Below are 13,044 nucleotides of genomic sequence, written 5' to 3' on the forward strand. Positions count from 1 at the left end.
TGAGCTGGAGGTCTGACCTGCCAGGGGGCGATGAGTTGTCCCGATGCCCTGTCGTGGGACTGCGTTGACGGGCGGTACCGGCCGCTGTGCAGTGCGGCGCCGGTTGCGCTACAGCCAGAATTCCTGCTCAGCTTTGTGGCCTTGGGTTTGCAACGCGGTGCACAGGGTGCGCAGCGTGGCTGGCAGGTCGGGGTCGGCCTGCAGGCGCTGCAGCCAGGCATGGTCGTGTGCGCTCAGCGGGAGGCGCGGGGCCGCGCCCCAGTCCTGCGGCTGCATGCGGTGGGCCTGCCAAGGCAGGCCCACCGCATGCCACAGCGCACCTGCGGCCAGCGCGATGGCCACGCCCGCGGGGTCAGGGTCGCAGCTCACATCGGCTGGTGCGGGGGCTTGCTGTAGCAGCCACTGCATCGCCTCCCGCCAGCTCTGCGGCGGCTGGCCGGGCAGCCAGACCACGCAAGTGCCGGGCGCGGCCGCCAGTGCCTGGCGCTCGAAGCTTGCACGGTTCTCGATCAGCCAGTAGCGGCGGGGCGCCCGCACCCTAGCCGGCGCGCCAAACAGGCGCGTGGGCAGGCCGCACAGGCCGGCAGCCGCCACATCGATGCAGCCCCCGGGCGCATTCAGAGTGAGCGAGCCGCCCAGCCACAACAGCGGCGCGAAGCGGGCGATGCCCAGCGCTTCCAGCGGCACATGGGCTTGCAGCCATTTCCATTCAGTCGGGGTGATGGCCTTGGTGGTGCCGCGCGCGTGCTGGGCGAAATCCTGGCGCAACCCGAAGCGCTGGTCGGCCTGCCAACTGGCCAAGGCTTGCAGCAACTGCAGGCGCGCCTGGCGCAGCGTCTCGCCCTGGCGGCTGTCCAGACAGTGGCGCACAGCGCTTTCTAGCCAGGGCTCCTGCTCGCCCAGGGCCTGCAGTTGTGCTGCCAACTGCTGGCGAGCGCTCTCGCGGGTGGCTGCGCTGCGCAGGCCCACGGCCTCCTGCAGCACGGCCACATCGCTCCACACGATGCGTTCGACGCGCCACTGGGCGTGGATGAAGCGTTCCATGGTGTGCAGCGCACCGGCATGCAGCAGCAGATCCAGGAGACCCTCGGCCAGCTCCAGCCGCTGCGCGCCCGCAATGTCCAACAGGGACTGCCATTGGCGTTCTGCCGCGTCGGCGCGCAGCCAGTCGCACAAAAGGGCCTGTTGGGCGGGGCGCAACGTTGGCAGGCTCGTCCACGGTGCGCCGTGCCGCGTACGGCGCCTGTGCCCGTTGGGTTGCGTGCGCAGGGCGGTCATGCGCTGAGGGGTTGGAGCTCCGGCACGCCGCGCCGCTTGGCCACGGCGATGGGCGGCGCCCAGCGGCTGCCGGCGGGCTTCTTGCTGGTCACGAGGGTGATCTCGGCGGGCTCGAACACCTCCAGGTTGTGCGTGATGGGCGTGGTCAGCACGTACTGCGCGCGCGTGCTGCGCAGGAAGTGGCCCACGAGCTGGATGTTGCGCACGTCCAGGTGGGCGAAGGGCTCGTCGATGAAGACGAAGCCGCCCGAGCCGCTTTCCTCGTCTTTCAGCAGGCCCACCAGCAGGATCAGCGACTTGATGACCTGCTGCCCGCCCGAAGCCTCGCCGTCGTTCAGCCCGATGCTGCCCTTGCCGTCGAAGGCGAAATGCACCTTCAGGCCCGCCTGGGCGAGCACGGTGTCGTCGTTCTCCAGCAGGGGCAGGTCGGCCGCCACTTCCACACCGGCCAGCTGGCCCAGCTCCTGGATGTTCTTGCGGTAGCGGCGCACCGTGCTGCGCAGCACCTCGATGTAACTCTCGCGCGCGTTCAGCACGGCCGTGGCGGCCTGGGCGTTCTTGACCTGGTGGTCCGACAGGCTGGCCGCCTGCTCGCGCACCGTCACGTCCATGCGGCGGTGGCGTTCTTCCACGGTGGCGTCCTGCTCCCAGGTGCTTTGCTCCAGCTCCTGCTCCACGGCATGCAGGCGCAGCTTGGCCTGGGTGTCGTTCACGTATTCGTCGACCAGCGCGCCCATGGCGGCGGGCGTGATCCAGCGCGCCGGGAACTGCGCGCGCTGGGCCTGGCTGCGGGCCACGGCCCCCTGTTGCTGGCGGCGGCGCGCGCTCCACTCCTGCGCGGCGCGCTCGCTGTCGCCGCGCGCGCGCTGCAGCTGCGCCTCCAGGCGCTTGTGCTCGTCGTTGAAGGCGCGGTGGCGGTCATGCGCGCGGGTGGATTCCTGCTCCAGGCGCTGCCACAGCTGGGCGGCGGCCACGCGCGCCTGCTTGGCGGCGGGCAACTGCTCGCGCGCCTGGGCAAACTCGTCGCTGCGGCGCGCCAGCTCCTCGGCGGCGCTGTGGCCTTCCAGGGCGCGGCGGGTGTCGGTGATCTGGCGCTTGAGGGCCATGAGCTGGTCCAGCACGGGTGCCAGCTGCGCATCGATGCGGGCCAGGTCGCGCTCGGCCGCGCTGCGGCGTGCCTGCACGGCACTGGCGCCGAACTGGTGCTCATGCGCCTCCACCCACATGGAGCGCGCGCCGCGCCCGTCGTGCATGTAGGCCTGGGGTGTGATCCAGGTGCCGCCCAGCTTCTTGCCCTCGCGCGGGTCGGCCACGCAGCGCAGGTTCTGCAGTTGCTGCACCAGCCAGCGCGGCACGGGCCCGGTGAAGCGCACATGCTCCAGCAGCGTGCCGCTCTCGCCCTTCAGCGCCACGCTGCCCGGCTCGACGATGTAGTGGCGGTAGCGCTCGCGCTCGCCCAGCTCCCAGGCCTCGGCCAGGTCGTTGGCCTGGTCCAGCAGCACCACCCAGCGGTGGCCGCGCAGCACGCCCTCGATGGCGGCGCGCCAGCGCTCGTCCTGCACTTCCACGGTTTCGGCGACGAAGCGGTGGCCGATGCCGGCGTTGGCCAGTTGTTTGCGAAAGCGCAGCACCTCGGGCGGCAGCGGCGGCAGGCTCTGGCCTTCAAGCGCGGCGAGCTGCGCGGCGGCCAGCTTGCGCCGCTGGGTGAGTTGGCTGCGCTCGTCCTGCAGGGCCGACTCCTGGTCCTGCAACTGGGCCAGGTGGGCCTGCAATTCGTCGGCATTGCTGCCCTTGTCCACCAGCGCCAGCAGCTCCTGCTCGCGCTGGGCCAGCTTTTCCAGCGGGGCCTCGTGGCGTGTGGCCTCGTCCAGCTGCGTGCGCGCCTGGTCGCGCTCTGCGCGCAGCTGCTCGGCTTGCTGTTGCGCGCGCGTGCCTTCCTCCAGCAGGTGCAGCAGGCGCTTGTTCTGCACCGCCTGCTCCGCCAGGGCTGCGCGGTGCTGGGCCTTCTGGCGGCGCAACTCGCGCGATTGTTTGGTGAGCTGCTCGCGCTCGCCCCACCAGCCGAGCACGGGCAGCACCTCGGTGGCCAGGCGCTCGCGCTCGGCCAGGCGCATCTGCCAGGTCTTGTAGCTGGTCACGCGGTTGTGCAGTTCGGAGAGCTGCGCGCGGCTGTGGTCCAGTTCGCGCTCGGCCTGCGCCATCTCGCGCGCCAGCTGCTGCTGGTGCTCGCGCGCCTGGTCGTAGGCATCCAGCACCTGCTGGTCGCCGAACACGTCGAACACCAGGCGCAGCAGCTCGCGCGGGCTGAATTCGCACAGCCGGTCGGTCTGGCCCTGCTCCAGCGAGAGCACGCGCGCAATCGCCGGCGACAGGCCGGCGGCGGCCAGCACGCGGCCCCAGGCCTCCACGCCCATGAAGCCCAGGTCCTTCTCGGGCATGTCCAGCAGCTGCTCGATGGAGACATCGCCCTCCACCAGGCAGTAGCGGCGCTGCCAGTCGCCCCCGTTCTTGTCGATGCGGCAGGCCAGCGTGACCTGGTCGCTGTAGAGCAGGCGGCGCGCAAACGGGCGGCTGGAGCTTTGCCGGCCCTGCGGCCGGTTGTCCACCACGGCGCGCAGCCAGGCGGTCTGCGCGCCGGCGTGGCGCGCGTAGGTGCGGTAGTCGCGCGGGGCCGAGCAGCGCAGGCCCAGCAGGGTGCGCATGGCGTCCAGCAGCGTGGTCTTGCCCGAGCCGTTGGGGCCGGCAATCGTGATGATGGAGCCGTCCAGCGGCAGGGCCACGCGCTGGCAGTAGTCCCAGTGAACGAGTTCCAGGGTTTGCAGGTGGAACATGGCGGTCAGTTCTCCTGCACTGTGGATGCTTCGTTATTCATAGCTTCTGGCGCTTGCTGTTCGGGCGTTAGAGGCTGATTTGGCTCGTATTCCGGCGCAGCCGCGCGCTCGCGCAGCAGTACGTCGGCCAGCGCGCCGTCCAGGATGCGCGGGGCGAGCACGTCGTAGTCCAGCAGCACGTCCAGCAGCGGCCCCTCGGCGATCTCGTCCTGGCGGCGCAGGATGAAGCCGTGGCGCTCCAGCAGCTTGAGGTTGGCGTCCAGGCGCAGCTTCTTGCCCAGCTGCGGGCCATAGTCCTCCAGCAGCGCCTTGTACGACAGCACGGGGCTGGCCACGCTGGCCTGGGGCAAGGGCTTGGCACCGGGGAAAAAGTCGTTCTGCCCCGCGTCGGCCTCCTGCACGCGGCTGGTCTGGCGCTCGCGCTTCGGTAAAACGATGAGCGCCCACAGCACGATGAGCAGCGCCTGCGCGTCGCGCGGCAGCTCCAGGTTGTTGTTGGCGTTCAGGCCGGACTCGCCCATCACCCCGTTCTGCGCGGCGCTCAAGAGGGCCACGCTCACGTGGTCGGCGTAGATGCTGTCCATCCAGCGCAGGCCGGATTGGGCCAGGCGTTGCTCCACCTGGGCAAAGAGTTCGGCATCGACCAGCGCGCGCTTCACACGCGGGTGGCTGCGGGGCAGCCAGCGGCGCGTGAGCAGCTCGGCGATCAGCAGGGCGGCGTCATCCATTCTTCACTTCCTCGGTGCCCTGGGGGCGGTCGGGTTCGGCCGGCACCAGCCGGCCACGGCTGAGCAGCTCCACCTGGTGGTGGTCCAGCGGCTCGGCCTGCGGCTGCCATTCGATGCGCCACGGCTGGCGCGCCAGCTCGCCCGTCAGGCCCGGCAGCACGGCGGCCTGCGGATCGCCCAGCAGGGGCATGAGCTGGGCCTTGTAGGCCAGCTGCGCGTAGCGCGTGGCGCCGGGGCGCGGGCCCAGCAGGGCCTCGGCCGCGGTGCGGGCGGCATCGGCATGGCCGCCGTCGCGGGCCCATTCGGCGAGCAGCGCATTCAGGTCGCCCAGCTCGCGCGGCAGGGCCACGGCGGTCAGCGTGCCGGCCGGGGCGCTCTGCGCGCCGGGCAGGGCCTCGGCCTGCGCGGGCTGGGGGCGGTCGCGTTCGAACTCGGCCTCCACCACGTCCAGCAGCTCGTGCGGGGCCAGCGTGGCCAGTTGCGTGGGCTGGGCCACGGCGCCGTCCAGCAGGCGGTGCAGCTGCGGCGCGGCCTGCAGCCAGCGCTTCACGTCGGTGCTGGTGATGCCGGTGGTGCCCAGCGTCACGCGCTGGCGGTCCACCTGCTGCAGCGCACGGTTGAACTGGCTGGCCATGGCCAGCAGGCGCGACTGCGCCTGGCCCAGGCCGCGCGCCGCGCGCTCCAGCAGCAGGTGGCCGTGGCTGTTGCCGATGATGGCGGTGATGGCGTCGGAGGCGCGGTCGATGAGCTGGGCTGCGCGGTCGTAGCGCTTGCGCGCCTCGCGCAGGCGGAACTCGGAGCCGCTGGCGATGGCGTCGGCAAACTCGCCGTGCAGGCGCGCCAGCTGCGCCTGCAGCAGCTGCACCTGGCCCGCATCCACGCTGCCGAGCTGGTTGGCGCCCACCACCTGGCCCAGCAGGGCGGCCAGTTCGCCGCCGTCGGCGTTGTCGTCCTCGGGCGCGGGGCTGGTCAGCGGTGCCAGCAGGCCGGCCACGCGCTGGGCCAGCGCGGGCAGGTGGTAGCTGCGCTGGGTCTCGTCCCAGGCCAGCAGGCCCACGTCGCGCAGGCGCTTGAGCACCGTCTCCAGCGCTTCGGGGCGCAGCGCGTGAAAGAGTTCGTCGATGCGTTCGCGCGGCAGTTGCGCGTCGCCCTGCGCCGCCAGTTGCAGGAACACCCACACGCGCAGCTGCACCAGCGCCGCGGGGCCGTGGAACAGGCCGCTCAGCGCCTGCGTGAGCGGCTGCTGGCGCGACAGGTGCCACAGCAGCGGGGAGTCCTGCGCGGTATCGTCAAAACTGTAGGCGTCGCGAAAGAAATCCGCGATGGCGCCCATGCCTACGCCCATGCCTGCGCCCACGCCGTTGTCCAGCGCGTCATCGCCGACCTGTGGCGCCAGGTCGTCCGGGGCCAGTGCGCGCATCAGGCCAGCCCCAGCAGTGCCAGCGCCGCCACCGAGGCGGTTTCCGCCCGCAGCACGCGCGCGCCCAGGCTGGCCGGCGCAAAGCCCTGGGCCAGCGCGGCGTCTTCCTCCTGCGCGGTCAGGCCGCCCTCGGGGCCGTGCAGCACCCAGACGGCGCCGGCCTGGGCCGCGGCTTCCCGCAGCGGGCGGCTGCCGCTGCGCAGCGACAGCAGCAGGCGTGCGGCGTCTGGTGCGAGTGCGTCGGCAGGGGGCTGGCGCAGCCAGTCGGCCAGGGACAGCGGCGCGTGCACGGAGGGCACGCGGTTGCGCCCGCATTGCTCGCAGGCCGCCACGGCAATCGCCTGCCAGTGTTGCTGGCGCTTGGCGGCGCGCTCGCCGGACAGCTTGAGCACGCTGCGTGCCGCGGCAATCGGCCGGATGCTCGCGGCACCCAGCTCGGTGGCCTTTTCCACCAGCCAGTCCATGCGCTCGTTGGCGGGCATGCCCACCACCAGGTGCACGGCGCGCGCGGCCTCGCGCTCCACGGCGCTGTGGCTGCCGACCTGCACCTGCACATCGCTGCGGCCCATGTGGGTGACGGTGGCGCTCCACTCGCCGCCCTCGCCGTTGAACAGCGTGACCGCGTCGCCCGGCTGCAGGCGCAGCACCTGCACATGGCGCGCGGCCGTCGGCGGCAGCGTGAGCTGCGCATCAGCGGCCAGGGGCAGGGGGCAATGAAAACGGGGCATATCTTTCAAAAATGGTAGCTGCCAGCGCTTGGTGGACAAGCGCTGGAGGCTGATTTGGCTTGTAAACCTAGACGCGCCCGAAGGCGTAGCCCATGGCGGCCTGGGTGCCTTCCAGTTCGTCCACCAGCCGCAGCAGCGGCGACAGCTCGCGGTAGCGGCCGGCCGTCTGGCGGATGTAGGCGATGAAGCGCGGTGCGTCGGCCAGGTACTTGGGCTTGCCGTCGCGCAGCGTCAGGCGCGCGAAGATGCCGGCCACCTTCAGGTGGCGCTGCAGCGCCATGAAGTCCACCGCGCGGTAGAAGTCGCCGAAGTCCGCACCCCAGCCGCTGCCGCTCGCGGCGCCGAGAATGCCCGCACGCCGGGCCTTCTCCCAGTAACGCACGGTAATGTCGATGACGAAGTCTTCTTCCCAGCTGATGAAGGCGTCGCGCATCAGGCTGGCGATGTCATAGGTCACGGGGCCGTAGACCGCGTCCTGGAAGTCCAGCACGCCCAGGCGCTCGTCCGCACCCACCATCAGGTTGCGCATCATGAAGTCGCGGTGCACGTACACGCTGGGGGCCGCCAGGTTCTGCGCCACGATGGCGTCGAAGGCGCGGGCCAGCGTGGTTTGCTGAGCGTCGGTCAGCGTGGCCTGGCGGTGGCGGGCGATGTACCAGTCGGGAAAGAGCTGCAGCTCGCGGCGCAGCAGCGGCTCGTCGTAGGCCGGCAGCACGCCGGGGCGCGAGGCGCGCTGCCAGTCGATGAGCAGGTCCACGGCCTGCAGGTACCAGGCGTGCGCGGCGGCCGGGTTGGCGGGGTCCAGGCGCTCGATGGCGGTCTGCGCGCCCAGGTCGGACAGCAGCATGAAGCCGTGCGCCTCGTCCCAGGCCAGGATCTGGGGCGCGCGCAGGCCGGCCGCCTGCAGCAGCGCCTGCACCTGCACGAACGGGCGGCAATCTTCCTTGTCGGGCGGCGCGTCCATGACGATGCGGCTGGTGCCATCAACAGCGTCCAGGCGCAGGTAGCGGCGAAAGCTCGCGTCCGCGGACGCCGGGCGCAGGGACTCGGGCCGCAACTGGAGCGAGGCGGCCAGCGGGGCCAGCCAGGCGTTGAAGGCTGCCTGGCGGGTCGGGTCGGTCCAATGCACGGCGCTCGCATGCACGGCGCCCGTATGCACGGCGCCCGTATGCACGGCGCCCGTGGCCGGCTCGGATGTGCCCGCCGGAGTGGGGGAAGAGGGGTGGCTCATGGATAATCGGATTCTACAAACCCGGCCTTCCCCGGCGGGGTGGCCCGCGGTGCCCGTGCCTAGCGGCCCGCCGTCCGTCGCAATCCATGGATCGTCTCCCCTTGCCCCACGCCCTGCACGTCCCGACGCACCGCCCATTCGCCGCGCCCCTGCCTCCGCGCAGCATGCTGGCGCGGCTGGCGGCCCTGATGCTGTGCGGCGTGCCATTGGCCGTGCTGGCCCAGGCACAGCCCGCGGCGGACGCTGTCCCGACCGAGCCTGCGCCGGCGCTGCGCTCCAGCCCGCGCCTGCAGGAGGTGCTGCCCTACGGTATCCGCCAGCAACTGCCGGTGTTCGTGCGCGGAGACCGCGTGACGGGCCAACCGGACATCCAGGCCACGATCGAGGGCAACGCCGAGCTGCGCCGCGGCGACACGGTGGTGCATGCCGACCGCATGCAATACGACGTGGCCGATGACCGCGCGCGCGCCAGCGGCAACGTGCTCATCAACCGCGCGGGCAACCGGTATGAAGGCTCGCAGCTGGACCTGCGCGTGGAGGCCTTCACCGGCTTCTTCAGCGACGCGCGCTACCGCTTCCTGGAGACCGCGGCGCATGGCGAGGCCTCGCGCGTGGACTTCCTCGACCGCGACCGTTCCGTGGTGCACAACGCCACCTACACCACCTGCGAGCGCACCGACGAGGTCAGTTGGCAGCCCGACTGGATCCTGCGCGCCGAGCGCATCCACCTGGACCGCGTGGAGGACGTGGGCACGGCCGAGAATGGCGTGCTGGAGTTCAAGGGCGTGCCGGTGCTGCCGATTCCGCACATCACCTTCCCGCTGTCGGACCGGCGCAAGTCCGGCCTGCTGCCGCCCACGCTCGGGCTGGACAGCGTCAGCGGCTTCGAGTACGCGCAGCCGTACTACTGGAACATCGCGCCCAACCGCGACGCCACCATCACGCCTACGGTCATGACGCGGCGCGGCGTGGCCCTGGGCACGGAGTTCCGCTACCTGGAGCCGCGCTACAGCGGCGAGCTGACGGCCGACTACATGCCCAACGACCGGCTGCGCGACCGCGACCGCTGGGCCTACGGCATCAAGCACCGCGCTACCTTTGATACGCCCGCAGGCGGCGTGGGACTGGGCATCGACATCAAGCGCGTGAGCGACGACAACTACTGGCGCGATTTTTCCCAGCGCAACAGTGGCCGCAGCGGCGTGAACGACCAGCTCACCCAGCGCCTGCTGCCGGGCGACGCGACGCTGAACTGGGCGCGCGGCGAGCATTCGCTGCTGCTGCGCACCCTCAAGTGGCAAACGCTGCAGGACGTGAACGCGCCCATCATCCCGCCCTACGACCGCATGCCGCAGCTGCGCTGGGAGTACCGGCCGCTGCAGCTGGCCGGCGGGCTGGATGCGAGTGTCGAGGCCGACTACACCAGCTTTCACGCCGACCGCGCCTACACCGGCCAGCCCAACGCCAAGCGCAGCTACACCATGGCGCAGGTCAGCCGGCCGTTCCTGGCGCCGGCGGGTTTCATCACACCGCGCGTGCAGCTGCACAGCACGCACTACGAGTTCGATGCGCCGCTGGCCAACGGCCAGCGCACCGCCAGCCGCACGCTGCCCACGTTCAGCCTGGACAGCGGCCTGGTGTTCGAGCGCGACGCCCGCTATTTCGGCCGCGACTTCCTGCAGACCCTGGAGCCGCGCGCCTTCTATACCTACACCCCGTACCGCGACCAGCGCCTGCTGCCGATCTACGACACCGCGGTGAACGACTTCAACTTCGCGTCGATCTACACCGAGAACGCCTTTGGCGGACAGGACCGGCTGGCCGACAACAACCTGCTCACGCTGGGCGTGACCACGCGCCTGCTCGACCCCGACACCGGCGCCGAGGCCGCGCGCTTCGGCGTGGCACAGCGCGTGCGCTTTTCCGACCAGGAAGTCACCATGCCCGGCGGCTCGCCGGTGAACGAGCGGCTGTCGGACGTGCTGCTGGGCGCGGGCATCAACTGGACGCCGCAGTGGGGCTTCGACTCCACGGTGCAATACAACCCCAAGACCGGCCGGTCCCTGCGCACCACGGTGGGGGCGCGCTATTCGCCCGGCAACTACCGCACGGTGAGCGCGGCCTACCGCATGCAGAAGGTCACCGGCCTGATCACCGAGCCCAGCGAGCAGATCGACGTGGGCTGGCAGTGGCCGCTCAACGACCTGTGGGGCGACCGCGGCGACAAGCCTTCCTCTGCCGGGGGGCGCTGGTACAGCGTGGGGCGGCTGAACTACAGCCTGCAGGACCGCAAACTGGTGGACACCGTGGTGGGCCTGGAGTACGAGAGCTGCTGCTGGATCGGTCGAGTGGTGCTGGAGCGCCTGCAGCGCAGCGTTACGTCGTCCAACACCCGGCTCATGTTCCAGATCGAATTCATCGGCTTCTCGCGCCTGTCGCTGGGCTCCAACCCGCTGTCCAGCCTCAAGCAGAATGTGCCGCGCTACCAGTTCCTGCGCGAAAGCGTGTCCACCCCCAGCCGCTTCACCCAGTACGATTGATCGCCTTGCGCGCCGCCCCGCTTTGGGGACGCGCCGCCTTGCACCATGAATTTGCACCACGCCATGAAACACCGTGCCTTGACCCTGGGCCTGGTCTGCCTGACCGCCGTCGCACCGCTGGTGCCCATGAGCGCCCATGCGCAGGGGCTGCGCCCATCGGCCTCCGGCCAGCCGCGCCTGCCTTCCGCAGCGACGCTGCTGCCGCCGGCCGGGGCGACGGCCTCCAATGCGCCGCGGCAGGCGGACTACATCGTCGCCGTGGTCAATTCCGAGCCCATCACCAACAACGAGGTGCGCCAGCGCACCGAGCGCGTGGTGCAGCAGATCGCCAGCCAGGGCGGCAAGGTTCCGCCGCAGGAGCTGCTGGCCAAGGAGGTGCTGGAGCGCCTGATCCTGGAGAAGATCCAGGTGCAGCAGGCCAAGGAGACCGGCATCAAGGTGGACGACTATGCCGTCAACCAGGCCGAGCAGTCGGTGGCGCGGCAGAACAGCATCAGCGTGGACGAAATGCACCGGCGCCTGGCCGCCGATGGCATCAGCAAGGAGCGCTTTCGCGAAGAACTGCGCAACCAGCTGCTGGCGCTGCGCCTGCGCGAGCGCGACGTGGAGTCGCGCGTGCGTGTGAGCGACCTGGAGGTGGACCAGTACCTGCGCGAGCAGCGGCAGGCCGCCGGCCCGGGCAAGCTGGAACTCAACCTGGGCCACATCCTGGTGAAAGTGCCTGAGAACGCCGGCCCGGACGAGGTGGCCCAGCGCTCGGCGCGCGCGCAGGAGGCGCTGGCCAAGGTGCAGGCGGGCGGCGACTTTGGCGCCGTGGCGCGCGAGTATTCCGATGCGCCCGAAGGCGCCAACGGCGGACTGCTGGGCCTGCGCCCGGCCGACCGCTATCCCGAGTTGTTCGTGAACGCCACGCAGCAAGCCAGCGTGGGCAGCGTGGTCGGCCCGGTGCGTTCGCCCGCGGGCTTTCACATCCTGAAGGTGGTGGACAAGACCCAGAGCGGCGTGCCCACCACGGCCGTGCAGAGCCACGCGCGCCACATTCTGCTGCGCACCAATGCCAACCTGTCGGAACGCCAGGCGGCCGAGCGGCTGGAGGATCTGCGCGATCGCGTCGCGCGCGGCGGCGCCGACTTCGCGGCGCTGGCACGCGAGTATTCGCAGGACGGCAGCGCCAAGGACGGCGGCGACCTGGGTTGGGCATCGCCCGGGCGCTACGTGCCCGAATTCGAAGAGGCGCTCAATGCCCTGCGCCCTGGCGAGATCAGCCGTCCCGTGGTGTCGCGCTTTGGGGTGCACCTGATCCAGCTGCTGGAGCGCCGCGAGGCCAAGCTCACCCAGCGCGAGCAGCGTGAAATGGTGCGCGACACCGTGCGCGAAAAGAAGCTCGACGAGGCCTTCGCCACCTGGATCCAGGAAGCCCGGGGTCGGGCCTACGTGGAATACCGCGACGCTCCGCAATGAAGCACATCCCGCGCAAGCGCTTCGGTCAGCACTTCCTGAGCGACCAGGGCATCATCGATGCGATCGTGCGCGCCATCGCGCCCGAGCCCGGGCAGCCCATGGTGGAGATCGGCCCGGGGCTGGCGGCGCTGACCCAGCCGCTGGTTGAACGCCTGGGCCGGCTCACAGTGGTCGAACTGGACCGCGACCTGGCCGCTCGGCTGCGCCAGCACGGGCAGCTCGATGTCATCGAGTCCGATGTGCTGAAAGTAGACTTTGCGCAGGTAGCGCAAGCGCTGAATGCTCCCAAGATAAGAGTGGTCGGCAACCTGCCCTACAACATCTCCACGCCCATCCTGTTCCATCTGCTGGCGCACGTGCGGGTCATTGCGGACCAGCATTTCATGCTGCAAAAGGAAGTCATCGACCGCATGGTGGCCGCGCCGGCGACCAGCGCCTATGGCCGGCTCTCGGTGATGCTGCAATGGCGCTACGCCATGGAGAACGTGCTGTTCGTGCCGCCCGAGAGCTTCGACCCGCCGCCGCGCGTGGACAGTGCGGTGGTGCGCATGGTGCCGCACGAAGCGCCCGAGGCGCTGTCGATGTCCGTGCTGGAGGAGTTGGTGCAGGTGGCCTTCAGCCAGCGGCGCAAGCTGTTGCGCCACACGCTGGGCCGCTGGCTCGAAGCGCGGCAGTTTGCCGGCACGTTCGACACCCAGCGCCGGGCCGAGGAGGTGCCGGTGAGCGAGTACGTCGCATTGGCGCAGGAATGCTCCTGAAATAGGAGCTGCTCGCGCTTATTGGTAGGGCGCTAGCGCCCGATTTGATTCAAAGCGCAAAACCGTGAC

General features: G+C 70.6%; 9 protein-coding genes. 3 read left to right on the plus strand and 6 right to left on the minus strand.

Features of this window, described 5'->3' with window-relative positions; genetic code table 11:
- Positions 1-108: 108 nt before the first annotated feature.
- The 6 genes from BV908_RS01445 to BV908_RS01470 form a co-directional block, all read right to left on the minus strand.
- Complete coding sequence (locus tag BV908_RS01445) at positions 109-1,278, minus strand: hypothetical protein (RefSeq protein ID WP_103736983.1); 1,170 nt, start codon at positions 1,276-1,278, stop codon at positions 109-111.
- Positions 1,275-4,109 (minus strand): ATP-binding protein, encoded by a 2,835-nt coding sequence (locus BV908_RS01450; RefSeq protein ID WP_103736984.1) that lies wholly within the window; start codon positions 4,107-4,109, stop codon positions 1,275-1,277. The genes BV908_RS01445 and BV908_RS01450 overlap by 4 nt, the downstream gene beginning before the upstream one ends.
- Before the next feature lie 5 nt (positions 4,110-4,114).
- Positions 4,115-4,837, minus strand: coding sequence for a hypothetical protein (locus BV908_RS01455; protein WP_103736985.1), 723 nt, complete (start codon positions 4,835-4,837; stop codon positions 4,115-4,117).
- A complete protein-coding gene (locus tag BV908_RS01460; RefSeq protein ID WP_103736986.1) occupies positions 4,830-6,257 on the minus strand; it encodes a hypothetical protein in 1,428 nt (475 codons plus the stop codon). Before BV908_RS01460 ends, BV908_RS01455 begins: the two co-directional genes overlap by 8 nt.
- Positions 6,257-6,985: a 16S rRNA (uracil(1498)-N(3))-methyltransferase gene (locus tag BV908_RS01465; protein ID WP_103736987.1), complete on the minus strand. Its 729-nt coding sequence runs from the start codon at positions 6,983-6,985 to the stop codon at positions 6,257-6,259. Before BV908_RS01465 ends, BV908_RS01460 begins: the two co-directional genes overlap by 1 nt.
- 67 nt (positions 6,986-7,052) lie before the next feature.
- On the minus strand, positions 7,053-8,216 hold the full coding sequence (locus BV908_RS01470; RefSeq protein ID WP_103736988.1) for a phosphotransferase: 1,164 nt from the start codon (positions 8,214-8,216) through the stop codon (positions 7,053-7,055).
- A 164-nt stretch (positions 8,217-8,380) separates the two neighbouring features.
- Between BV908_RS01470 and BV908_RS01475 the strand changes: the two genes are divergently transcribed.
- The 3 genes from BV908_RS01475 to rsmA are packed head-to-tail and all read left to right on the plus strand — an operon-like array spanning position 8,381 to position 12,975.
- The gene (locus tag BV908_RS01475; RefSeq protein WP_246867426.1) at positions 8,381-10,756 is read left to right on the plus strand and encodes an LPS-assembly protein LptD; all 2,376 of its coding nucleotides are present in this window, start codon (positions 8,381-8,383) and stop codon (positions 10,754-10,756) included.
- A gap of 45 nt (positions 10,757-10,801) precedes the next feature.
- The gene (locus tag BV908_RS01480) at positions 10,802-12,217 is read left to right on the plus strand and encodes a peptidylprolyl isomerase (protein ID WP_103736990.1); all 1,416 of its coding nucleotides are present in this window, start codon (positions 10,802-10,804) and stop codon (positions 12,215-12,217) included.
- Positions 12,214-12,975 (plus strand): 16S rRNA (adenine(1518)-N(6)/adenine(1519)-N(6))-dimethyltransferase RsmA, encoded by a 762-nt coding sequence (rsmA, locus tag BV908_RS01485; protein ID WP_103736991.1) that lies wholly within the window; start codon positions 12,214-12,216, stop codon positions 12,973-12,975. The genes BV908_RS01480 and rsmA overlap by 4 nt, the downstream gene beginning before the upstream one ends.
- Positions 12,976-13,044 lie beyond the last annotated feature (69 nt).

The organism is Diaphorobacter sp. LR2014-1 (genome assembly GCF_002916785.1).
Lineage (GTDB): Bacteria > Pseudomonadota > Gammaproteobacteria > Burkholderiales > Burkholderiaceae_C > Diaphorobacter > Diaphorobacter nitroreducens.

Excerpts from the sequence above, each read along its gene's own strand:
- BV908_RS01445 (WP_103736983.1), bottom strand. The coding sequence starts at position 1,278 with ATGACCGCCCTGCGCACGCAACCCAACGGGCACAGGCGCCGTACGCGG.
- BV908_RS01450 (WP_103736984.1), bottom strand. The coding sequence starts at position 4,109 with ATGTTCCACCTGCAAACCCTGGAACTCGTTCACTGGGACTACTGCCAG.
- BV908_RS01455 (WP_103736985.1), bottom strand. The coding sequence starts at position 4,837 with ATGGATGACGCCGCCCTGCTGATCGCCGAGCTGCTCACGCGCCGCTGG.
- BV908_RS01460 (WP_103736986.1), bottom strand. The coding sequence starts at position 6,257 with ATGCGCGCACTGGCCCCGGACGACCTGGCGCCACAGGTCGGCGATGAC.
- BV908_RS01465 (WP_103736987.1), bottom strand. The coding sequence starts at position 6,985 with ATGCCCCGTTTTCATTGCCCCCTGCCCCTGGCCGCTGATGCGCAGCTC.
- BV908_RS01470 (WP_103736988.1), bottom strand. The coding sequence starts at position 8,216 with ATGAGCCACCCCTCTTCCCCCACTCCGGCGGGCACATCCGAGCCGGCC.
- BV908_RS01475 (WP_246867426.1), top strand. The coding sequence starts at position 8,381 with ATGCTGGCGCGGCTGGCGGCCCTGATGCTGTGCGGCGTGCCATTGGCC.
- BV908_RS01480 (WP_103736990.1), top strand. The coding sequence starts at position 10,802 with ATGAATTTGCACCACGCCATGAAACACCGTGCCTTGACCCTGGGCCTG.
- rsmA (WP_103736991.1), top strand. The coding sequence starts at position 12,214 with ATGAAGCACATCCCGCGCAAGCGCTTCGGTCAGCACTTCCTGAGCGAC.